We start from the raw sequence: 22,643 nt of genomic DNA on the forward strand, positions 1-22,643 counted from the left end.
GCCGCTGTCCATGGGTCGACGGTGCCGGTGCCGACTCGCTGGGTGTGGCTCTGTCCATGGGGCGACGGTGCCGGTGCCGACTCGCAGGGTGTGCCGCTGTCCATGGGCCGACGGTGCCGACTCGCCGAGTGTGCCGCTGTCCATCGGTCGACGGTGCCGCAGCCCACCCGCTGGAAGCGCCGCTGCACACCGGCCGACAACATCGGCGCCCACTTGCCGGGAGTGCCGCCGTCCGAGCGTCGACAGTGCCGCTGCCCCACCGCCGACAGCGTCGGCGCCCGTCCGCCGAAGGTACTGGTGTGTCACCCGCCGGGCTGCGTGTGCCCGTTCTGCCAGGCCCAGGCCGCGATCTCGACCCCTCGCCTCGATGCGCCGTACCGTCGGCGTGCTGCGCGACACCGGGGACGAGGCCGACCGCCGCCCGGTGGGCGACCTGGCGGGCATCGCCGATCTCGCGGACCGGTTCGCGACCCCGATACAGCAGGTCACCCTGCGCCGCGAGACCGCCGTCTCCGACGACCTGCCCCACGAGGTGCAGGCCGCGGCGTTCCGCGTCGTCCAGGAGGCGCTGACCAACATCCGCCGCCACGCGGCCGACGCCAAGCACGTGGAGGTCCGTCTGCGGGACGGCGACGGCCGCCTCCAGGTGTCGGTGGCGGACGACGGCCAGGGCGGCACCCAGCTCCCGGCGGCCGCCCACGGCGGCGGTTTCGGCCTCGTCGGCCTGAAGGAACGGGTCACCGCGCTGGGCGGCGAACTGCACGCCGGGCCACGGGGCGGCGTGGGCTGGGAGGTGCGGGCGGAGTTCCCGGCGCGGAAGGGCTGACCTCGGCGATTCTCGGTACCGATCCCGTTCGATCCCCCCTCGCTGTTCAATGAGAGCGAACGATGCCCGTTCTCGCGGCACCGGCACCCCCGAGAGGAGCCGCCCATGCCTCCCGCCTCCGTCCCGCCCGTCGGTGAGCGCATCCGGCAGGCGCGTCTGCGCCGTGGGACGAGCCTGCGGGCGCTCGCCCGTGAGATCGGCGTGTCGGCGAGCCTCATCTCCCAGGTGGAGAACGGCAAGAGCCAGCCCTCGGTCAGCACTCTCTACGCGATCACGACGGCCCTCGGCATCTCCGTCGAGTCGCTCTTCGACTCGGGCGACGTCAGTGCCGCGCCCCCTGTGGCGGCGGCCCCCGTGGCGGCCGCCCCCGGCACGGTCCTGTACGCCCTGGCCGCCTTCGCCGCCGACCCGGAACGCCGCATAGGCCCGCTGGTCACACCGGGAGAGCGTGAGGTGCTGGAACTGGACTCGGGCGTCGTGTGGGAGCGTCTCGGCCATGTTCCCGGCACGGACGTCGACTTCCTGCTGGTGACCTACCGGCCCGGCGGCGCCTCCTCCAGCTCGGGCGGCCTCATGCGGCACACCGGCACCGAGTACGGCTACCTGACCTCGGGCGAGCTGATCCTCACCCTCGGTTTCGAGGAGTACACGCTGCGCCCCGGCGACGCGGTCTGCTTCGAGTCGACGACCCCGCACCGCTACCGCAATGATGGTGCTGTACCGGCCGTGGGCGTCTGGTGCGTGTTCAGTGACACTTGACACTCGCGGCACGCGGTCGTTCACTCCGAGGTGGGGGTGGTCGCCATGGCGATCCGCACATTCGGACCCAACGCCGTCGACTGGGAAGAGCGCGTCGACCTGGACCGGCTGCGCAGACAGCGGCTGGCCCGCCTCAACGAGACCCTGAACCGTTCCGAGCTGGGCGCGGTGCTCAGCTTCGACTTCGCCAACATCCGCTACATGACCGCCACGCACATCGGCACCTGGGCGATGGACAAACTGATCCGCTTCGCCCTGCTGGTGCGCGGCGGCGAACCCGTCGTCTGGGACTTCGGCTCGGCGGCCCGGCACCACCAGCTGTACAACCCGTGGCTCGACTACAGCGACGGCAAGGAAGGCCCGCCCACCGGAGCCCGCGCAGGCATCTCCACACTCCGCGGCGCCTTCCACCCGGACGCCGGCATCGCCCAGGACGTCGCCGTGAAGATCGCCACCGAGCTGCGCGAACACGGCCTGGCCGGCGAACCGCTCGGCATCGACGTCGCCGAGATGCCGATCCTGACCGCCCTGCGCGCCCAGGGCATCGAGGTGGTCGACGGCCAGCAGGTCTTCCTGGAGGCCCGCCGCATCAAGACCCCGGACGAGATCTCCCTGCTCACCCAGGCCTGCGCGATGGTCGACGCCGCGTACGAGGAGCTGTACGGCCACCTGCGCCCCGGCGTGCGCGAGAACGAGTGCGTCGGCCTGGTCAGCAAGGTCCTGTACGACCTCGGCAGCGAGTACGTCGAGGGCGTCAACGCCATCTCCGGCGAGCGCTGTTCACCCCACCCGCACGTCTACAGCGACCGCCTGATCCGCCCCGGCGACCCTGCCTTCTTCGACATCCTGCACAGCCACCTCGGCTACCGCACCTGCTACTACCGCACCTTCGCGGTCGGCAGCGCCTCCCGCGCCCAGCGTGACGCGTACGTCCGCTGCCGCGAGTACATGGACCGGGCCATCGCCCTCGTCCGGCCCGGCGCGACGACCGCCGACATCGTCCAGGTCTGGCCGCGCGCCGAGGAGTTCGGCTTCGCCGACGAGACGGCCGCGTTCGCGTTGCAGTACGGCCATGGCGTCGGCCTGTCCATCTGGGAGAAGCCGATCTTCAGCCGGCTGGTCTCCCTCGACCACCCCGAAGTCCTCGAAGAGGGCATGGTGTTCGCCCTGGAGACCTACTGGCCGGCCGCCGACGGCTGGTCCGCCGCCCGGATCGAGGAGGAAGTGGTCGTCACCGCCGACGGCTGCGAGGTCATCACCAAGTTCCCGGCCGAGGAACTGCTGGTCGCGGGCCGTAAGTACTGGACGGTGGGCGGCGAGCTCAACACCCGCCGCGAGTCGCAGTCCCACCTCAACACCTCGTACGGTGACGGGACGCGCTGATGGACCCGGCCGAACTCCTCGCAGCCTACGAGCAGATGGCCGTCATCCGCCGCACGGAGAAGGCCGCCCACGACCTGTTCCTCCAGGGCCTGGTCAAGGGCACCACCCACCTGGCCGCCGGACACGAGGCCATCGCCGTCGGCGCGAGCGCCGCCCTGCGCCCCGACGACTACGTCTTCGCCACCTACCGCGGTCACCACCATGCGATGGCACGGGGCGCCACTCCGGAGGAGTGCCTCGCCGAACTCATGAGCCGCGCGACGGGACTGTGCCGGGCCAAGGGCGGCTCCATGCACCTGACCAAGGCCTCCACCGGCATGCTCGGCTCCTACGCCATCGTCGGCGCCCATCTCCCGATGGCGGCCGGCGCCGCCTGGTCGGCCAGGCTGCGGGGCACCGACCAGGTCGCGGTCGCCTTCTTCGGCGACGGCGCCACCAACATCGGCGCCTTCCACGAGGCGCTGAACCTGGCCGCCGTATGGAAGCTGCCGGTGCTGTTCGTCTGCGAGAACAACCTGTATATGGAGTACACGCCGATCGCCGACGTCACGGCGGTGGCGCGGCCCGCCGCCGACCGGGCGTCCGCCTACGGCATCCCCGGCGAGGTGGTGGACGGCAACGACGTGGTCGCCGTTCAGGAGACGGTGGCCCGGCTCGCGGCGCGGGCCCGGGCAGGAGACGGGCCCGCACTGCTGGAGGCACAGACCTACCGGCACTACGGGCACAGCCGCGCAGACCCGGCGACCTACCGCCCGGCCGAGGAGGTCGAACGGTGGCTGAAGCACGACCCGCTGGACCTGGCGCGCGGGCGGCTCCTCGAACTGGGCGTGCCGCCGGAGACCGTCACCGAGGCCGACGAGCGTGCAACGGCCGTCGTACAGCAGGCGGTTGAGGCCGCGAAGGCCGCCCCGCCGCCCGATCCGGACCAGGCGCTGACCGACGTATGGGCCGACGGAGGTGCGGCGTGGCGGACCTGATCAGCTACCGGGACGCGGTCGCCGAGGGCATCGCGCGGGAGATGCGGCGCGATCCCTCCGTCGTGTGCCTCGGCGAGGACATCGGCGAGGCGGGCGGGGTGTTCAAGACGACCGTCGGCCTGTTCAAGGAGTTCGGGCCCGAGCGGGTGTGGGACACGCCCATCTCCGAACAGGCCATCGTGGGGGCCGCCATGGGCGCCGCGATGACCGGGATGCGGCCCGTCGCCGAGATCATGTTCTCCGACTTCCTGGCCTGCTGCTGGGACTACCTCGCCAACGAGATACCGAAGGTCCGGTACATGACGGGCGGTCAGGTCACCGTCCCGCTCGTGGTGCGCACCGCCAACGGCGGCGGGCTCGGCTTCGGCGCCCAGCACTCCCAGGCCACCGAGAACTGGGCGCTGACCGTGCCTGGCCTGAAGATCGCGGCACCGGCGACCCCCGCCGACGTGATCGGCATGATGGCGGCGGCCGTCCGCAGCGACGACCCCGTCGTCTTCTTCGAGCACAAGGGGCTCCTCGCTTCCAAGGGCGCGCCCCCGCCGGCGGACCATGTCGTCGAGCTGGGCCGCGCCGCCGTCGTCCGGGAGGGCGCCGACGTCACCCTGGTCGCGCTCGCCTCGATGGTGCCGGTCGCGCTCAAGGCCGCCGAGCAGCTGTCCGGCGAGGGCGTCGAGGCCGAGGTCGTCGACCTGCGCTGTCTGGTGCCGCTGGACGTCACCACCGTGCTCACCTCGCTCGGGCGGACCTCGCGGCTCGTCACCGTCGAGGAGAACCCGTACCAGGGCGGCTGGGGCGCGACGCTCGTCTCGGTCGTCGCCGACGAGGGGTTCGGCCTGCTGGACGCGCCGGTGAGACGGGTGGCGGGGGAGTGCGTCCCGCTGCCGTTCGCCGACGCACTGGAAGAGCGGGTGATCCCCACCGTCGACAAGGTCGTGGCGACCGTACGCGGACTCGCCGCCTACTGAACACCCCATGGGAGGAACGGCGATGACCAATCGGACAGTCCTGCGCGGCGGTCACGTGTTGTCGATGGACCCCGGCATCGGGGACCTGCCCCAGGGAGACGTCCTCATCGAGGACGGGAGGATCGCGGCGGTACAGCCGGAGATCAGCGCCGACGCCCAAGTGCTCGACATGAGCGGCCGCATCGTGATCCCCGGCTTCGTGGACACCCACCGTCACACCTGGGAGGCGCCCATCCGCAACGTCGCCCCGAACGCCACCCTGGACGACTACTTCGTCGACATCCTCGACACCTTCGCCCCGCTGTACACCCCCGAGGACGTGTACGCGGGCAACCTCGCGGGCGCGCTTGAGTGCCTGAACGCCGGTATCACCACGCTCGTCGACTGGTCGCACATCAACAACACGCCCGAGCACCCGGACGCCGCGATCCAGGGCCTCGCGGAGAGCGGCATCCGCGCCCAGTACGCGTACGGCAGCGCCAACACCTCGCTCGCCGAGTACTGGTTCGAGAGCAAGATCGCGATGCCGGGGGACGACGTACGGCGGATCCGCGGGAAGTACTTCTCCTCCGACGACGGGCTGCTCACCATGGCCCTCGCCACCCGCGGCCCCGGCTTCTGCGTCAACGACGTCGTCACCGCCGAGTGGGCGCTCGCCCGCGAGCTGGACCTCCCGATCACCGTGCACGTGGCGATGGGCCGGCTGGCGGGCCGCTTCGGCATGGTCAGGCAACTGAACGACCTGGGGCTCCTCGGCGCCGACACCACCTACGTCCACTGCTGCTACTTCCACGAGGACGAGTGGCAGATGGTCGCCGACAGCGGCGGCACCGTGTCGATCGCGCCGCAGGTCGAGGTGCAGATGGGGCACGGCTGGCCGCCCGTGATGAAGGCCATCGAGTACGGACTGCGGCCCTCGCTCAGCATCGACGTCGTCACCACGGTGCCCGGCGACATGTTCACCCAGATCCGCGCGGCCTTCGGCGCCGAGCGGGCCCGCGTCAACGCCGACTGCTGGAAGGCCAATCTGCCCGTGCCGGAAACGATGTTGACGGCACGTCAGATGCTGGAGATCGCGACCCTCAACGGCGCCCACGTCGCCGGCCTGGAGAGCCGCACCGGCTCCCTGACCCCCGGCAAGCGCGCCGACGTCGTCGCGATCGACGCGACCGCCCTGAACGTCGCCCCGGTGCACGACGCGGCCGCCGCGGTGACGCTGTCGGCCGACGTCTCCAACGTCGACACCGTCATCGTCGACGGTGTGATCCACAAGCGCGACGGCAGGCTGGTGGCCGACGTCGCCCGCGCCCGGCGACTGGTCTCGGAGTCCCGCGACCGGCTCCTGGCCGCGAAGGAGGAGAAGGGCGCCGCATGACCCGACACCTGGTGCGCAGAGCCGCCGGCGTCCCGGAACCGCCGTACGACGAACTCGGGTACCGGCGGCGGGAGCTGGTGGGTGAACGCGACGGCAGTGTGCACACCGGCTTCGGGGTGTGCGCGATACGGCCCGACGGCCGCGTGGCCGCCCATGTGCATTCGTACGAGGAGAGCTTCCATGTGCTCTACGGGGCCGTGATCCTCGATGTGCCCGAAGGGTCGTACCTTCTCGAAGAGGGCGACTACGGTCTCCTCCCCACGGGCGTCCCGCATGCCTGGCGCGGCGCCGGGGACACGGGCGGGCGCTGGGCCGACATGCTCGCCCCGGTACCGCGGGCCCGCTACGGGTACGACACCCAAGCCGTACCCGCGCTGCCTGAGCGCGACCCCGTCCGCCTCGACGTCCGTGACCCGCGCACCCGGTCCTTCGGCCACTTCGAACCCGTGCAGATGGATCCCGGGAAGCAGGCCCAGGACCTGCTCGCGGTGTCGGCGAGCATGCGGACCGCGCTGCTCGTGTACAGCGGGATCACCGTGAAGATGATGGTCGACAGCGACCTCGGAGCGGTCGCCTCGACCATGTTCATGGTGCAGTACGCCCCCGACGGCATCGCGGGCACGCACGACCATCCCTTCGAGGAGACGTACCTGTTCCTCGAAGGCGAGGCCGACGCCACCTTCGACGGCGAGCGGTACCGGCTCGGGCCCGGTGACGTCGCCTGGGCGGGCGCCGGTTGTGTGCACGGGTTCGCCAACGCGGGTGAGGGGCCGCTGCGTTGGCTGGAGACGCAGGCGCCGCAGCCGCCGCCGCGGCACTCGTACCGGTTCACTCGGGACTGGGAGTATCTGAGGGAGGCCCTGGAGCCATGAGCAGTGTGGTCGTCGTCGGCGGGACGTCCGGGATCGGCCGCGAGTTCGCCCGCTTGCGTGCGGGGCGGGGCGACGAGGTGGTCCTCACCGGGCGGGACGCGGATCGCGCCGCCGTGGTGGCGAAGGAGGTCGGCGCCCGTCAGGGCCTCGCCCTGGACCTCTCGCAGCCGCGTGGGATCGCGGCCGCGCTGGCCGGCGTCGGGCGCGTGGACCATCTGGTGATCGCCGGTGTCTCGCGCGACGAGAACCGGGTCACCGAGTACGACATCGACGCCGCCCTGCGTCTCGTCACGCTCAAACTCGTCGGCTACACCGAGGTCGTGCACACCCTGCGGCCCCGGCTGCACGAGGACAGCGCGATCGTGCTGTTCGGCGGGCAGGCCAAGGAACGCCCGTATCCGGGGGCGACGACGGTGGCGACCGTCAACGCCGGTGTGGGCGGCCTGGTGAACACCCTTGCAGTCGAGCTGGCGCCCGTGCGGGTCAACGCCGTCCACCCCGGGGTCGTGGGCGACAGCCCGCACTGGGCGGGCAAGCCCGAGGAGGTCCTGGCGGGCCTGCGCGCCAGGACCCCTGCGGGGCGGCTCGCGACGATGGCCGATGTCGTGGACGCCGTGGACTTCCTGCTGCGCAACCGGTCGGTCAACGCCGTCGAACTCGCCGTGGACGGAGGGTGGTTGCTCGGCTGACGGGCAGATCCCCGCCGCCGGGGAACGCGGCCGGGGAACGCCTCATGGCTTCAGCGGGTCGTGGCCGATCGTCATCAGCTGGTGCCGGCGGCGGGTCTGTTCGGGTTCGGGTTCGTTCTCCATGTCCGCCTCGGCGGTGACGGTGTCCACGACGTCGTACATCACCTGGAGGTCGTCGTTCGTGAGGTCGGTGCGCCGCTTCTGGAGGATCGCGAGGACATGCTGGCCCATGGGCGGGCCGGCCTGGTCCGGCAGCGGCTCGGTCTCCTCGTCCGCGTCACTGACCCGCAGCCAGGCGGCCAATTCCTGCGAGGTCATGTTCACCACGCGGTGGAAGTCCTCCCACAGCGCGTCGAGTTCGAGGGCGTCGGTCACGGTGTGCCCCTGTTCTGCGTCGTGGTGTGCCTTGTTGTCAGTCGTTGCGCGGCCAGTTCTCGGCGTCGAACATCCACCGCTGCTTCTCCAGCTCGCTGGTGATGCCGATCAGCAGGTCCTGCGTCACCGGATCCGGCTCCGCGGTCGCCGCGATACGCTCCCGCAGCCGCTCTATGGCCGCCGTCAGGGCGTCCACGACCATCTGGACGACCTCCGTGTCGCGCACCCACCCCTCCTTCGGGCCGGGCAGCGTGTACGCGGCGGCGATGGTCTCGGGCCGCCCGTCGGGCGGCAGGCCGAGCGCCGCGGAGCGCTCCGCGACCGTGTCGGCGTACGAGCGGACCGTCGACACCACCTCGTCGAGCTGGAGATGGATCGAGCGGAACCGTGGACCCACGATGTTCCAGTGCGCCTGCTTCCCGATCAGCGAGAGTCCGAGAAGATCGACGAGCGTGCTCTGCAGGGCGTCCCCGGCGACCCGGCGAGCCGGTTCGGGGAGCGTGCTCTTGATGACAGTCATCCCTGGCTCCTCCTTCTGGCTCCAGTTGCTGGAATCACTCCATGCGGGCGCGGGTGCCCAGGACGAACCCCGGCAAACGGGGCGCGTCTCAGTGTGTGAGCACGCCGTCCAGGAAGCGGATCAGATCCGCGAAGACGTCCGCCCTGTTCGTCTCGTGGAAGAGGTCGTGCCGGGCGCCGGCGTAGATCCGCTCGGTCGTCTCGTCGCCGCGCAGCTCCTCGATCCCGGTACGGCTGCCGGGGAGCGGGACCAGGCGGTCGTCGTCACCGTGCAGCCACAGCAGGGGCACCCGTCCGATGCCGCCGCCCTTGGACACGGTGCCCAGCATCCGGGCGAATGCCTCCACCGTCGGCCGCCTCATCGGCCCGTGCCAGACCAGCGGATCCGCCGCGTACGCCGCGCCGACCTCGGGGTCCCGGGAGAGGGCGGACGGGCTGATCGGCTTGTCGGGGATCTCGTCGAGCGCGAGCAGTCGCCGGGGCAGCTCCCAGTCGCCGATCACGGGCCCGGCCAGCACCAGGGCGGTGACCTCGGCGCCGTAGAGCTGTGTGAAGCGGGCCGCGGTCAGGCCGCCCATGGAGTGTCCGACGAGCACGAGCGGTACGTCCGGGTGGGCGGCGCGGGCCAGGTCGGCGACGGCGCGCAGATCGGCGACCACGTCCTCGAAGTCCTCGATCACCACGCGCTCGCCCGCCGACCTTCCGTGCCCGATGTGGTCGGGCCCGAACACGGCCGCACCGTGTGCGACCAGGACATTCGCCACCCCGGCGTACCGTCCGACGTGCTCGGCATAGCCGTGGACCACGAGCGCGACGTAGCGCGGCCGGGGGTTCGGCCACTCGCGTACGACGATGCGTCCCCGGCTTCCGTCGAGGAGGTGCTCGCGGGTGTCGACCATGGTTCCTCCGGCTGGGATCGGCTGAGACCGATGGCATCGGCTGAGACCGGCCGGGTCGGCTCAGGGCCGCCCCGGCCGGCTCGCCGTGTCGGTCGATGAAGGCTCCCGGGGATCTTCCCAGGGCGCGCCGGGTCGGTCTATAGTCCAAAACTAGCGGTGCTAATTAATAGGGTGTCGATCCATACTGCCCGGTCAGGAGACCTGTCGTGCGTCCCGTCCACTTCGCGGCCGCCCGCCGCACCCCCATCGGCAAACTCCGTGGAGCGCTGTCGTCGGTACGGCCCGACGACCTCGCCGCGACCGTGATCCGGGGCCTCGTCGCCGACGTCCCCGCACTGGACCCGGCGCGCATCGACGACGTCTACTGGGGCGCCGCCAACCAGGCCGGCGAGGACAACCGCAACGTCGCCCGCATGGCCGCGCTGCTGGCGGGCCTGCCCGAGTCGGTCCCCGGCGCCACGGTCAACCGCCTGTGCGCCTCCGGCCTGGAGGCGGTGACGACAGCCGCCCGCACCATCGCGGCAGGCGAGGCCGACATCGTGCTCGCAGGCGGCTCCGAGTCCATGAGCCGTGCCCCCTTCGTCCTGCCCCGCCCCGACGAGGCCCTGCCCCACCGCATGGAGACCTTCGACACCCGGCTCGGCTGGCGCCTGGTCAACCCGGCGATGAAGGAACTGCACGGCCTGCTCGCCATGGGCGAGACGGCCGAGGAGGTCGCCGAGCGCCACGGCATCCCCCGTGAACGCCAGGACGAGTTCGCGCTGCGCAGCCACCAACGGGCCGCCGAGGCCCGCAAGAACGGCCACTTCGACGACGAACTCCTGCCGGTCGAGCGCCCGGACGGGATGCTGGTCGACAGCGACGAATGCATCCGCGAGGACACCTCGTACGAGAAGCTCTCCCGGCTGAAGCCGGTCTTCCGGAAGGGCGGCACGGTCACCGCGGGCAACGCCTCGCCGATGAACGACGGCGCCGCCGGACTGCTCCTGGTCAGCGAGGAGGCCCTGAACGACCTCGGCCTGGAGTCCCTCGGCCGCTATGTCGCCGGCGCCTCGGCCGGCGTCCACCCCGATGTGATGGGCCTCGGCCCGGTCCCGGCCACGCGCAAGGTCCTGGCCCGCGCCGACTGGGCGATCGACGACATCCAGGAGGCCGAGTTCAACGAGGCGTTCGCGGCCCAGGCACTCGCGTGCGTGGACGAACTCGGCATCGACCCAGGGCTGGTCAACCCGAGCGGCGGCGCCATCGCGCTCGGGCATCCGCTGGGCAGCTCCGGCGCACGGATCCTCACGACGCTGCTGCACCGGATGCGGCGGACGGGGGCGGAGCGCGGGCTGGCCACCATGTGCGTGGGCGTGGGCCAGGGCAGCGCGGTGCTGGTGGAGCGGCACTAGCGCTCTCCAGGCCGCGGCCCCGGCAATCTACCAACTGGCGAGACGGTCCTTACCAGTACCTGATGTCTGCACATAGCATCGGTCTCCGCATGGACACGATGACTCTTTGGCACATCACAGGCTGGGAGTTCGCCGCGCTCGCCTTCGCGGCCCTGCTCGTCGGCTTCTCGAAGACCGCCGTGAGCGGGGCCAACACGGTCAGCCTGGCGATCTTCGCGGCCGTACTGCCCGCCCGCGCCTCCACCGGCGTCCTGCTGCCGATCCTGATCGCCGGCGACGTGCTCGCCGTCCTCACCTACCGACGGCACGCCCACTGGCCCACGCTGTGGCGACTGTTCCCCGCGGTCGCCGCCGGTGTCGTGTTCGGCACGCTGTTCCTGATGTGGGCGGACGACGGGATCGTCCGTACGTCGATCGGCGCGATCCTGCTGATGATGGCGGGCGTGACGGTGTGGCGCCGCCGTACGGCCGAGACGGAGGAGGAACCGGACTCGGTCACCACGCGGGCCGGCCGGGTCAAGGCCCGCTCGTACGGCGTCCTCGGCGGCTTCACCACCATGGTCGCCAACGCGGGCGGCCCGGTGATGTCGATGTACCTGCTGTCGGCCGGCTTCCGAAAGCTCGGTTTCCTCGGGACGTCAGCCTTCTTCTTTCTGATCGTCAACGTCTCCAAGGTGCCCTTCAGCGTCGGACTCGGCCTGATCGACGGCCCCTCGCTGCTGCTCGACGCGGCGCTCGTGGCGTTCGTCGTGCCCGGTGCGTTCCTCGGCAAATGGGCTGTGCACCGGATCAACCAGCGGTTGTTCGAGCAACTCGTGATCGCCGCGACGGTCGTGGGCGGCGTACAGCTACTGCTGCACTGACCCGCTCAGTCCCGCCAGCAGGGCGGGCAGATCGGCGAAGGAGTCGATCACATGGTCGGGCGTGCCGCTCGCTGCCCGGTGCGTCTCCGGCAGGTACTTACCGGTCCTGACCAGCACCCCTGTGACGCCCGCCCGCTGCGCCGCCAACACGTCGGACTCGATGTCGTCCCCGACCATCACCGCATCGCCCGCACCGGCCCCCACATGCGCCAGCGCCGCTTCGAAGAACGCGGCCGACGGCTTCCCCGTGATCTCCGCCTCGACCCGCGCGGCCTTCTCCAGCCCGGCCAGGAACGCCCCCGTGTCGAGCTGCAACCCCTGCTCCGTACGCCAGTACAGATTGCGGTGCATGGCCACCAGTCGCGCCCCGCGCTGGAGATACCCGAAGGTCCGGTTGAGCGCCGCGTAGCCGAACTCCGGCCCGGCACCCCCGACGACCACGACATCCGGAGCGTCGTCGGGGTCTGGGCCGGGGCCGGGGTCTGGGTCTGGGTCTGGGTCTTCTGGGTCTGGGGCGGGGGCACTCTCGTCCGCGCCGACGACGGTGACCCCGGGCAGATCCTCCGCGATGTCCCCGCTGTTCAGCAGCACACACCGGGCCCCCGGACAGTGCTCGGCGAGATACGCGGCGGTGACGGCCGGCGCGGTCAGGATGTCCTCGGCGGACACCGGGAAGCCCGCCTCGGCCAGCACCCGGGCGATCGACGCCCGTGTCCGCGAGGTCGTGTTCGTGACCAGCGCGACCCCCAGCCCGGCCGCGCGGATCTCCCGCAACGCCTCGACCGCACCCGGCAGCGGCTGCCACGAGACGGTGAGGACCCCGTCGATGTCAATCAGGACGGCACGTACGGCTCCCATGCCAGGACGATAGCGACCACCCCCGCCGACTCCGCTCAGGGAGCGATCCCGACACCCTCGATCCTGCTCCACACCCGCTCCTGACCGGCCGTCATGACCGGCCATTCCAGCCCGCCCGGCCGTGGCTCCACGCGCGAGTCGAACGGTTCCGGACGGAACCCGGGGTCGAAGAAGCACCCAGTGCCGTACGTCGCGTCGAACACGTCGCACGACTCCGCGACCGACCGGGGCGTGGGCTTGCTGCCCTTGCGCACCCACGCGTCCAGCGCGGCGATCGACGCCGCGTACTCGGAATCGCTCAGCTCACTGTGCTCGCGCTCCCGCGTGAACGTCTGCACCAGATGCCCGACCCGCCCGGCCCCCTCCAGCGTGGCCCGGTACGCCGCCGTGTGCTCCACGAACACCGTGGGGTCGTCGATCGCCTGCAGGTTCAGCACCGGGATCGAGACCTTGCCGGTGAGATCGCTGTCGTAGGACAGATCGCGTACGGCCGTGGGGTCGGGGGCGAACCGCTCGACGCCGGCGTTGAGCGCCTCGTCGTCATGCGACCCGGAGTACCGGACGCCCCGGTTGCCGAAGGGGTTCCGGCCCCCGAGGCGCTTGTGCACGAGGTCCCGGAACGTGAAGGTCGCCCACCGCAGATGCGACTCCAGCGTGCGCTCCGGGATCCGCGTGACCGCCAGGATGTCGGCGAGGTTGCGCTGCTGCAGCGCGGTCCGCTCCTCGGGCGCCGACGCGTAACCGGTGCACTCCTGAAGGCGGCCGCGCAGCCCGGCGGTCGTCATGGTCGAGTCGGCGGGCAGGCCCTGCCACAGCGGGTACTGCGGCTCGGTCGGGCGGGGGTGGTTGCCGCAGTAGTGCTGGTAGACGACGCGCAGGTCGACCCGGTAGTCGTAGCCGCGCGAGCCACCGGCGAGGACGCCGTTGGTGAGCAGCGCCCCGTCGTACGCCCCCTGACGTCTGCCGTAGGTCTCCACGACCTTCGCGGCGACGTTCCCGCCCCACGACTGGCCGTGCACATACGTCCGCCGCGGCCTGCCGAACTCCCCGACGAACAGCCGGCGCACGCTCTCCGTGTCGGCGGCGGCCATCCGCGTCCCGTAGCCGCCCCGCCGGTAGGACGAACCCGCCCAGGCGTAGCCCTCCTTCACCATCACCGTCCAGCGGCGCAGATCGTCGAGGCTGCGGGCCGGGTCCGAGTCCGCCGCGAGGTCGGGGCCGCCGTGGGCGTGCACGACGAGGGAGCCGTTCCAGTCGTCGGGCACGGCTATCGTGTAGAAGGCGCCGTCGGCGTCACGGCCCGTGTAACACCGCGCCCGGCCGACCAGATCGGCGGGGCAATCGGCACGCGCCGGTCCCGTCGTCTCCCCCCGGGCGTTCGAGGCGCCGACGAGGATACCGACGGTCAGGACCCCGGCCAGCACTGCGGCCAGCGCCGTACGCCGCTGCTGGGAGGGCGGGACCGACCTGCGGATCAGTGCGTGCGTTCTCGTCCAGTCCAAGACGCTGCTCCTCGTCCTTGTCGGCACGCCGTCGAGCCGTGCGCCGCGATGGTAGGGATGGATGGGGTGGGGAGCCACGATCTGACCGTTGTGTTCATAGTGTTCGCGGCGGAGCGCCCGGGTCCGGCATCACGACGCGCGTTTGACGTGCTGCCGTGCGCGTTCCAGGCCTCGCCCCGTGCGTTTCGGGCACCGGCGGTCGTGATCCGGGCACCGGCGCCCGGGGCCCGTGGACCCGCAGCTCCGCTGCCCGCGACCCACCTCGTACGCTCGCCCCATGTCTCCCCGCCACATCCTGATCCTCGGCGGCACCACCGAGGCCCGCGAACTCGCCGCCGTGCTCACAGCGCACCCCGGCGTCCACGTCACGACCTCCCTCGCGGGGCGCGTGAAGCGACCCGGCGCGGTCGAAGGGGACGTACGGATCGGCGGGTTCGGCGGCGCGGAGGGGCTGGCCGACTGGTTGCGCGCCGAGCACGTCGACACCGTCGTCGACGCCACCCACCCCTTCGCCGAGTCGATCACGGCGAACGCGGCCCGAGCCGCGCGGGCGACAGGGGTGCCGGCGGTGGTCCTGCGCCGCCCCGGCTGGCGTCCCGGCCCCGGGGACCGCTGGTACGAGGTCGCGTCGCCGGCCGAGGCCGCGGCCGTGCTGCCCGGCCTCGGGCACCGGGTGTTCCTGACCACCGGCCGTCTGGGCCTGGCGGCCTTCGCCCACCTGACGGACCTGCACTTCGTCGTACGCTCCGTCGAACCGCCCGAACCGCCGATGCCCCCGCACACCGAAGTGCTCCTGGCCCGCGGCCCGTTCACGCCGGCCGACGAGACGGCACTCCTGCACGAGCACCGCATCGACGTCCTGGTGACCAAGGACAGCGGCGGAACGGCGACCTCGGCCAAACTGACGGCCGCCCGCCGACTCGCCCTCCCGGTCGTGGTCGTACGACGTCCCCCGCTCCCGGCGGACGTGGAGACGGTGCCGGACGTGGCGGGAGTGCTGGGGCGCCTCGGCCTCCGCCCGTGACGGCCGCCGATGCCGTGAGGGCCGCCGAACCCGTGACGACCACTGAGAACCCGCGCCGGCCGCCCAGCCGGAGAGCGCCGCGCCGCCCGTCATCGTGACCCGCTCGGCGCCAACTCCTTGGCGCGGCTGGGCAGCCCGGCGCTCAGGTCCTCGACCAGCAGGCGCTTGGCGATCGTGTGGACCGCGTCGCGCAGATCGGTGCCCGGCGGACGGCCGATGTCCTCGTGCACCCGCTGTTCGAGCCATGTGCCCCACGCCTTGCCGATGATCTGGGCCTCGCGGGTGCCCGCCGCCGTGTGGGAGAGGAGGGAGCCGTCGCGGGTGAGATAGCCCTCCTCGACCATCCGGTCGAAGACCGGCAGGAGTACCTCCGGAGGCATGTGACGGCGGGCCGCGATCAGTCCGAGGCTGGCGTGGCCGACGAGGTGGGTCAGCAGCTCGACCTGGATCACCGCCCAGGCGCCGGCCACATCGAGCCGGGTGTCGGAGTCCGCGATGATCCGGCGTGCCGTTTCGGGCTGCAGACCGCCGATGATCTTCCCGACGGACGCCTCAAGGACCCGCTGGGCGTTGGCGCCGTGCGGCGACGCGAAGCCGTCGCCCATGTCGGTGGACCCCATTCGGGCACTGTCGCGCAACGGCACCTGCTTGAGGAAAAGGGCGACGAAGAAGCCGAGCGCCGCGACCGGCACCGTCCACAGGAACACGGTCTGGAGCGTGTCGGCGTAGGCCTCGACGATGGGGGCGGCGGTGTCGGGCGGCAGTCCGTGCAGGCCCTCGGGGCTGGTCGCGGCCTGGGAGATGGCGGCCGGATCGAGACCGGATCCGGTCTGCGCGGCGGCCTCGACGGCCTCGGTGAGGTTGGGGGTGAGCGTGTTGGTGTAGATCGTGCCGAAGACAGCCGTGCCGAACGAACTGCCCAGCGTACGGAAGAAGGTGACACCGGACGTGGCGGTGCCGAGGTCGCTGTAGACGACGGTGTTCTGCACGGCGATCGTCAGGACCTGCATGCACAGACCGATGCCGGTGCCCAGCACGCACATGTACAGCGACTCCAGCCAGGCACTCGTCGACGGCCCCATCAGGGACATCAGGAACAGCCCGACGGCCATCACCAGGGAGCCCACGATCGGGAAGATCCGGTACTTCCCGGTCTTGCTGACCACGGTGCCGCTGAACACCGAGGCGACGAGCAGCCCGGCCACCATGGGCAGCGTCCGCACCCCGGAGATGGTGGCCGAGTCGCCGTCGACGTACTGCAGATAGGTCGGCAGATAGGTCATCGCGCCGAGCATGGCGAAGCCGACGATGAAGCTGAGCACGGAGCACACCGAGAAGACCGGGTTGGCGAACAGCCGCATCGGCAGCATCGGTTCGGCGGCCCGTGTCTCGGCCCAGCAGAACAACCCGAGGGCGACCGCGCCGCCGACGAACAGACCGATGATGACGCCCGAGCCCCACGGATACTCGTTGCCGCCCCAACTCGTCGCCAGAATCAGCGCGCTGGCACCGACCGCGACGAGCCCGATGCCCAGGTAGTCGATGATCGGCCGGGACGCCGACTTGACGACCGGGATGGTCCGGGCCGCCGCGATGACGACGACGATCGCGATCGGGACGTTGACGTAGAACGCCCAGCGCCAGGTGAGGTGATCGGTGAACAGCCCGCCCAGCAGCGGCCCGATCACCGTCGCGACACCGAACACCGCACCGATCGCGCCCTGGTACTTGCCGCGCTCCCTCAGCGGGATGACGTCCGCGATCAACGCCATCGCCGTCACCATCAGACCGCCGGCCCCGATGCCCTGCATCGCCCGCCAGACGATCAGCAGCGTCATGTTGGAGGCCAGACCGCACAGGAACGACCCCGTGATGAACACGATCGCGGAGACCTGGAAGACGACCTTGCGGCCGAAGAGGTCGCCGAACTTGCCGACCAGGGCCGTCGACACGGTCTCGGCGAGCAGATACGACGTCACCACCCAGGACATGTGCTCGGCCCCGCCCAGGTCCGACACGATCGTCGGCAGCGCGGTGCCCACGATCGTCTGGTCGAGGGCCGCGAGCAGCATGCCCAGCATGATCGTCACGAAGACGACATTGCGACGGCGCGCGTCCAGCACCGGTGGCTGGGAGGCGGCGGACGGCGCGGTTTCCTCGACGAGGCTCACGGGGCCACGATCACAGCGGTGGGCCCGCGACGCATGCGGGGACGGTCCGCTCGGGTGCCGCTCGGCGGCAGGCGATGACCGCCTTCCTGCCGCTCGTCGGCTTCCCCTCTGTTGGTCTCTTGTTGGTCTTTCCTACTGCTCGTTCGGCTTCCGGCGCAGCAGATACGTGTCCATGATCCAGCCCTTGCGCTCCCGTGCCTCGGCGCGCAGCCGCTCGATGCGGGGTGCGGCCTCGGCGATCGGGCCGGAGGCGAGGATCTCGTCCGGGGTGCCTATGTACGCGCCCCAGTAGATGTCGATGTCCTGGTCGGCGTACCGCCGGAAGGTCTGGTGGGCGTCGAGCATCACGACCACGTCGTCCACGCCCTCGGGGAAGCCCTCGGCCAGCCGCCGCCCGGTGGTGATCTGCACGGGCCGGGCCACCCGGTTCAGCCCCGTCCGATGCCGGGCGACGAGCGCGGAGACACTGCTGATGCCGGGCACGACGTCGTACTCGAAGTCGACCTCGCCCTTGTCCAGAACCTCCTCCAGGATCCCGAGCGTGCTGTCGTACAGCGCGGGATCACCCCAGACCAGGAAAGCCCCGGTCTCGTCCTCGCCCAGCTCCTCGGCGATCAGCCGTGCGTAGATCCCGGCGCGGGCACTGCGCCAGTCCCCGACGGCGGGGGAGTAGGAGGCGCCGCCCGCGGCCCGGTCCCGCTCCGGGTCCCGAGCCTCCACGACCCGGTACGTGCCCTCCTCCCGGTGCGCGTCCAGCATGTCCCGGCGCAGCTGTGTGAGGTCCGACTTCACCTCGCCCTTGTCGAGGATGAAGAACACGTCCGTGCCCCGCAGCGCCCTGACCGCCTGCAGGGTCAGCTGCTCGGGGTCGCCCGCCCCAATACCGATGACATGAATCTTTCGCACGCCACGAGTCTGCCCCATGCCACTGACAGCGAGGACATCGCGCCCACCTCAGAGCGGGTACACCGCCCGTCCGACGGGAGGACACCGCCCACCCGGCCCGGGGACAAAACCCATCCCGCAGTGATCATCGCGCCCGCCGAACACAGGCCGCGCCGCTACGACGCCCCGCGCAACCGGGGCGCCCGGTCCCCCGCGTCCACGGTCGCGCCGCTCTCCTCCACGGTCCCGGCCAGCTCCCGCGCCCACCCGATCACGCCCGCGAGATCCATCCCGTACGGCCGCGCCCGCTGCTCCTGCGACGCCCACTCCTCGACCGCCCCGGCCCCGCGCCGCAGCAGCCGTGCCCCGCCGGTGACGTTCCCCCGGGCCGCGTGTGTCAGCCCCACCGCGAGCTGGGCCAGTCCCCGCCACAGGGCCCGCTCCTCGTCGGGGCCGCTCTTCCAGGCATCCTCGAAGACCTCGTGAGCATGGAACGGCTTCCCCGCGTCGAGCAGTTCCTGTGCCTCCGCGACGGTCTGGTCCGGGGTGCGTACGACACCCTCGGGCTGGCGGTCGACGCCTTCCTCGCCGTAGGGCAGCGGCCGTCCGAGACCGTCCCGCGGCCGGGCGTTGCGCGCCCGCCCCTCGCTGTCCCGGTCCCGTGCGCCTGTCCGCCGCTCCGACGATGAGTTGCCCATACGACGATTCTGCCTGTCCGGCGGATCCTGCCCGGCCGGCGCCCGCTGCGGCGCGGCTCCCGCCGTGAGGTAAAGTTCTCTTCGCGCGATCACGCGGTTCACCGCGGGTCGGCACACCGGGACGTGGCGCAGCTTGGTAGCGCACTTGACTGGGGGTCAAGGGGTCGCAGGTTCAAATCCTGTCGTCCCGACTTTACGAAGTCGCAGGTCAGGGGCCATTTCAGAGAGGATCTGAAATGGCCTTTTGATCATTTTTTGGGGACCCGTTGGGGACCGGTCCGCTTGAACGCGGCCAAAGCCCACCTTGACTCAGTCAAGGTGCACCATGCAGCCCGGTTTTGCACCTTCTGTGCCGGTTCAGGCTGCGAGAGTTGCCTCACCGGTTCGAGCACGCGGCGGGGCGCTTCGTGGAGTGGCAGGGGCCCGCTGCGAAGGCCTGACTGCCGCCGCACGGACGTGGTCGGAATCTCCTCCGACCGCACCGCCCTGATCCGCCTGGCCGGCGCCGTCCTGGCCGAGCAGAACGACGAGTGGTCGAGGCGAGGCCCGCCGCTACATGGGGCTCGACCTGCTCGCCAAGGCCCGCCTCCTCCCGAAACGAGTCAGAAACCGACCAGACCGCCCTGCCCACCGAGCTCACCGCATAGCCTCAAAACGAGATCACCGAGTGGCCGTCGATACACCACTCCAGCGGACGTGACCGCACCCTCCGGAGCCGTCGCGTGCTTGTCATGGCAGTAGCCAGGCTGCTCGCAGCGGCGCAGGAGTGTTGCTTACCGCCGGGCACGAGGAGGGCTTGGGCCCTCACTCCTCGGCCATCCGAAGGCGATGGTCATGGGCGGGGGAATGTAATGGGGTGTCACGTCTGCGGTGACCATAACGAAGTGCGCTCTCGACATGTCTGTGGTCGAGCGGCCGACCACTTCGTGAGGCTGGGACTGATCGGCCATGACGCTCGTGTGACGCTCTGGGTCCCCGCAAGGCCCGTGGGCCGGGTCTGACCTGTGGTTTCTCCGGACTGGGCCGACCCTCACATGATTCCGATGACCTCCCACGTGGAGTGCGTCGCGATCCTGGAGCCCACTGGAAAGGGCTCATGACCTGCGGTTTTCTGACTTCCCTCGTCGGCTCGACCTGTTTGGGAGTTGGGAAGGGGTGAAGGCGGACGATGCCGCGTGACTTGGGCATTCGCCTGAGGACGAGGGGTGCGTGGGAGCGGCGGAGCCCGTTGGTTCTTGCGGCGTGACGCACGAATGACGCACGAGCTGAAAGACCGTCAGGTCGTTGGCGAGGCTGGAGCAGGTGCGGAGATGAGCTGGCCGGCTTCCTCGTGGGCTCACGTTTGTCTTGCTGCTGGGCAGGAGTCCGCTCCGAACGTCACGCCCCTGACGTGGTGCGCCCGGTTCTCGGTAGCCCAATGCCCGTGAATGCGTTCCGCATGAGGTCAACAGTGTGCGCCTGGTGCGCGGTCAGGCTCGTGATCAGGTAGACGTGTTGGGGCACGCGTCGGCAGGTTCAGGCCAATCGCAAGAACGACAGAGCCCGTGCGAATGCGAAGCCGGGTCGCGCCGCGGCCCCTGGCGGACCGCCACCTCATCCTGCGGGTGATACGGAACGATCTGTGTCGGGTGAACTCTCCCCGAACCTGCGCTCGGCGGCATACGCTGGCCAGCCAGGGCCGCCGTGATCACCAGGAGCCCGGGAGGCGCGGCGGGAGGTAGGGCAGCGGGACCTGGGGCAGGCTGCCCGCCTAAGCACTGGGGCACGCTACCGACGCCATATGGGAGTGCGTGCTGTGGCCAGCGGCTCACCTGGCCCGTAGGACGTCGAGCGCTGTGAGTGCCATGTGCAGTTCGGTGCGGTGTTCGCCGGACTCGAGATCGCAGTCGAGTATCCGCTCGATGCTGCGCAGACGTTGGTAGACGGTCTCGCGCGACAGACCGCCGGAGCGGGCTGCCAGGGTCTTGTTGCCTGCCGCGTCAAGGTAGTGGCGCAAGGTCGTCAGCAAGTCCGTCCCGTGGCGGGCATCGTGGTCGAGGAGCCGGCTGAGCCGGCGCTCGGTGAAGTCCTGGATCCGGATGTCCTCCCGGAGCGCGAAGAGAAGGCGGCGCAGGCCGATGTCGGACGGCTGGTGGTAGGAGCGTCCCGGCGGGAGTGGCTGGCCGGGCTCGGTGGCTTCGGTGACGCGGGTCGCCTCGCGGAAGGATCGGGCGACATCGAAGAGGTCCGCCGCCTCGCTGCCTGCGCTGATGGTGGCCCCCGGCGCCAACTCGAGTACGGTGCGGCTCAGGTGTTCGACCACGGATGGGCAGGGCTGGCCGGGGCGCAGGGACAGGAGGATGCCGAGGCGCGTGGGGCTGAGAACACCGACGAGAGCCTGTGTCCCCTGCTTCCTCAGCTCTTCGCCGAGGAGGGCCTCGCTTTTCGTCGCGTCCGTCTCTTGAGGGAAGTCCGCGAGCACGGCCATGAAGCCGCAGTCCTTGGTGGACAGACCCAGTGCGGCGACCCGGGCCTCGGCGTCCGCGGGAGAGTGGTGACGTTGTCCGACGAGGTCGCGCAGGAGATTGCGGTGTGCGGTGCGTTCCCAGGGCACGGGGTGGATGACGCGGGCGATGGTGAGGGCCATCGCAGCTCTCTCCAGAACGGTCACAGCCGTCGGGCCGAATGTCGAGGGGGTGGGCCGGCCTGACGGAGCGGGCAGCATGACCACCCGGCCCCAGCTTTCGCCCTGGTACTCCACGGATGTCACGAGCCAGCCGCCGGGTCCGGACACGGATGTGCGGCCGGCGGGAGGTGTCGCTCGTGAGCGCCGTTCCCAGTCGCTGAGCGCTGCCTCGACCGTGCCTGCGGAGGGCGCGCAGATCAGTGCCTGGTGGGCCAGATTCTCCAGTACGACGGTGTGGCCGCTCATCTCAGCGGCGGCACGTACGACCTCCTCGGGCACAGCGCCGCGCAGGGTGAGGGCGGTGAACGCCTCGTGAATGCGCTGGGTCCGGCGCATCTCCTCGGCCTGGTTGCCGAGGATGAGAGCGTGGACGACTTGTGTGACCTCAAGGAAGTTGACGTCCTTGGCCAGGGTCACGAGGGGGAGCCCGCGCGCCTCGCAGGCATGGACCAGGGCGTCGGGCGGGCGGTGGTAACGGCGGACCAGTTCGATGACCAAGGCCGCCGCGCCGATGTCGGCGAGTTCGTTCACGTAGCGGCGGACACCGGCCGGCTCCTCGGGCAGGGGCATACCGGTGGTCAGTACGAGCTCGCCGCCCTTGAGGAAAGAGGCAGGGTCGGTGAGCTCGGTCATGTGAACCCAGCGGACGGGGCGGTCGAGGAGGTCTGCTCCGGTGACGACCTGTGGCTGCCCGGCGGCGAGGACGGGAAGGGTCAGAACGTCGGCCACGGTGAGCGGATGGTTGGCGGTGGCCATGTCCGGGCCTGCCAAGGAGGCGTCAGGACCGTCGGTGACGGGCCGCGCAGCCGTGTGGTGGTTCTCGTGCATGGGGCCTCCCGGGGTGCTCCGTCACCTTGACAATCCTCGCTGACCTGCGCAAGAGCTCTGAAAGGGCTGCTGTGAGCAGGACGAGCGGGGCGTGATGCCGGGTGCGGCTGACA

At 70.9% G+C, this 22,643-nt stretch carries 19 protein-coding genes, 1 tRNA gene and 1 pseudogene; 12 read left to right on the forward strand and 9 right to left on the reverse strand.

The features are described 5' to 3' along the window. Nucleotides 1-355: 355 nt before the first annotated feature. The 8 genes and pseudogenes from POF73_RS09610 to POF73_RS09645 all read left to right on the forward strand — a co-directional run. Nucleotides 356-826 (forward strand): annotated as a pseudogene (locus POF73_RS09610) (sensor histidine kinase); the annotation flags it as partial. A gap of 105 nt (nucleotides 827-931) precedes the next feature. After that, the gene (locus POF73_RS09615) at nucleotides 932-1,585 is read left to right on the forward strand and encodes a helix-turn-helix domain-containing protein (RefSeq protein ID WP_272114122.1); all 654 of its coding nucleotides are present in this window, start codon (nucleotides 932-934) and stop codon (nucleotides 1,583-1,585) included. A gap of 45 nt (nucleotides 1,586-1,630) precedes the next feature. After that, nucleotides 1,631-2,968, forward strand: a complete 1,338-nt coding sequence (locus POF73_RS09620; RefSeq protein WP_272114123.1) for a M24 family metallopeptidase — start codon at nucleotides 1,631-1,633, stop codon at nucleotides 2,966-2,968. Next, the gene (locus POF73_RS09625; RefSeq protein WP_272114124.1) at nucleotides 2,968-3,945 is read left to right on the forward strand and encodes a thiamine pyrophosphate-dependent dehydrogenase E1 component subunit alpha; all 978 of its coding nucleotides are present in this window, start codon (nucleotides 2,968-2,970) and stop codon (nucleotides 3,943-3,945) included. Before POF73_RS09620 ends, POF73_RS09625 begins: the two co-directional genes overlap by 1 nt. Then, entirely contained in the window at nucleotides 3,933-4,913 is a 981-nt protein-coding gene (locus tag POF73_RS09630; protein ID WP_272114125.1) for an alpha-ketoacid dehydrogenase subunit beta, read from the forward strand. Before POF73_RS09625 ends, POF73_RS09630 begins: the two co-directional genes overlap by 13 nt. A 22-nt stretch (nucleotides 4,914-4,935) precedes the next feature. Further along, nucleotides 4,936-6,288 (forward strand): amidohydrolase family protein, encoded by a 1,353-nt coding sequence (locus POF73_RS09635; protein WP_272114126.1) that lies wholly within the window; start codon nucleotides 4,936-4,938, stop codon nucleotides 6,286-6,288. Beyond that, complete coding sequence (locus POF73_RS09640) at nucleotides 6,285-7,160, forward strand: cupin domain-containing protein (protein ID WP_272114127.1); 876 nt, start codon at nucleotides 6,285-6,287, stop codon at nucleotides 7,158-7,160. Before POF73_RS09635 ends, POF73_RS09640 begins: the two co-directional genes overlap by 4 nt. Next, on the forward strand, nucleotides 7,157-7,849 hold the full coding sequence (locus POF73_RS09645) for an SDR family oxidoreductase (protein ID WP_272114128.1): 693 nt from the start codon (nucleotides 7,157-7,159) through the stop codon (nucleotides 7,847-7,849). Before POF73_RS09640 ends, POF73_RS09645 begins: the two co-directional genes overlap by 4 nt. Before the next feature lie 42 nt (nucleotides 7,850-7,891). Here the strand turns inward: POF73_RS09645 and POF73_RS09650 are convergent, their stop codons facing one another. The 3 genes from POF73_RS09650 to POF73_RS09660 form a co-directional block, all read right to left on the reverse strand. Next, nucleotides 7,892-8,224: a DUF3140 domain-containing protein gene (locus POF73_RS09650; protein ID WP_272114129.1), complete on the reverse strand. Its 333-nt coding sequence runs from the start codon at nucleotides 8,222-8,224 to the stop codon at nucleotides 7,892-7,894. Between the two features lie 37 nt (nucleotides 8,225-8,261). Beyond that, nucleotides 8,262-8,744, reverse strand: coding sequence for a Dps family protein (locus tag POF73_RS09655; RefSeq protein ID WP_272114130.1), 483 nt, complete (start codon nucleotides 8,742-8,744; stop codon nucleotides 8,262-8,264). Nucleotides 8,745-8,832: 88 nt separating this feature from the next. After that, nucleotides 8,833-9,642, reverse strand: a complete 810-nt coding sequence (locus tag POF73_RS09660) for an alpha/beta hydrolase (protein WP_272114131.1) — start codon at nucleotides 9,640-9,642, stop codon at nucleotides 8,833-8,835. 206 nt (nucleotides 9,643-9,848) lie between these two features. Between POF73_RS09660 and POF73_RS09665 the strand changes: the two genes are divergently transcribed. Together POF73_RS09665 and POF73_RS09670 are read left to right on the forward strand one after the other, a co-directional pair. Continuing rightward, entirely contained in the window at nucleotides 9,849-11,036 is a 1,188-nt protein-coding gene (locus POF73_RS09665) for a thiolase family protein (RefSeq protein WP_272114132.1), read from the forward strand. An 89-nt stretch (nucleotides 11,037-11,125) separates the two neighbouring features. Further along, entirely contained in the window at nucleotides 11,126-11,899 is a 774-nt protein-coding gene (locus tag POF73_RS09670) for a sulfite exporter TauE/SafE family protein (RefSeq protein ID WP_272114133.1), read from the forward strand. Here the strand turns inward: POF73_RS09670 and POF73_RS09675 are convergent. Further along, nucleotides 11,885-12,757, reverse strand: coding sequence for an HAD-IIA family hydrolase (locus tag POF73_RS09675; RefSeq protein WP_272114134.1), 873 nt, complete (start codon nucleotides 12,755-12,757; stop codon nucleotides 11,885-11,887). The two genes, POF73_RS09670 and POF73_RS09675, sit on opposite strands and share 15 nt — an antisense overlap. A gap of 35 nt (nucleotides 12,758-12,792) precedes the next feature. Then, complete coding sequence (locus POF73_RS09680) at nucleotides 12,793-14,259, reverse strand: hypothetical protein (protein WP_272114135.1); 1,467 nt, start codon at nucleotides 14,257-14,259, stop codon at nucleotides 12,793-12,795. 277 nt (nucleotides 14,260-14,536) lie between these two features. On the opposite strand from POF73_RS09680, the gene POF73_RS09685 reads away from it, so the two are divergent. Continuing rightward, a complete protein-coding gene (locus POF73_RS09685; RefSeq protein WP_272114136.1) occupies nucleotides 14,537-15,283 on the forward strand; it encodes a cobalt-precorrin-6A reductase in 747 nt (248 codons plus the stop codon). Between the two features lie 89 nt (nucleotides 15,284-15,372). Here the strand turns inward: POF73_RS09685 and POF73_RS09690 are convergent, their stop codons facing one another. From POF73_RS09690 to POF73_RS09700, 3 genes are all read right to left on the reverse strand, one after another. Continuing rightward, nucleotides 15,373-17,454: an MDR family MFS transporter gene (locus POF73_RS09690; RefSeq protein WP_272114137.1), complete on the reverse strand. Its 2,082-nt coding sequence runs from the start codon at nucleotides 17,452-17,454 to the stop codon at nucleotides 15,373-15,375. A 132-nt stretch (nucleotides 17,455-17,586) separates the two neighbouring features. After that, nucleotides 17,587-18,360, reverse strand: a complete 774-nt coding sequence (gene cobF / locus POF73_RS09695; protein WP_272114138.1) for a precorrin-6A synthase (deacetylating) — start codon at nucleotides 18,358-18,360, stop codon at nucleotides 17,587-17,589. Between the two features lie 155 nt (nucleotides 18,361-18,515). Continuing rightward, nucleotides 18,516-19,037 (reverse strand): DUF309 domain-containing protein, encoded by a 522-nt coding sequence (locus POF73_RS09700; protein WP_272114139.1) that lies wholly within the window; start codon nucleotides 19,035-19,037, stop codon nucleotides 18,516-18,518. A 117-nt stretch (nucleotides 19,038-19,154) separates the two neighbouring features. Here POF73_RS09700 and POF73_RS09705 point away from each other — a divergent pair. After that, nucleotides 19,155-19,228 (forward strand) — tRNA-Pro (locus tag POF73_RS09705). A gap of 1,616 nt (nucleotides 19,229-20,844) precedes the next feature. Here POF73_RS09705 and POF73_RS09710 read toward each other — a convergent pair. Then, complete coding sequence (locus tag POF73_RS09710; RefSeq protein ID WP_272114140.1) at nucleotides 20,845-22,530, reverse strand: PucR family transcriptional regulator; 1,686 nt, start codon at nucleotides 22,528-22,530, stop codon at nucleotides 20,845-20,847. Nucleotides 22,531-22,643: the final 113 nt, after the last annotated feature.

The sequence above is a fragment of the Streptomyces sp. HD genome, from assembly GCF_028369295.1.
GTDB lineage: Bacteria > Actinomycetota > Actinomycetes > Streptomycetales > Streptomycetaceae > Streptomyces.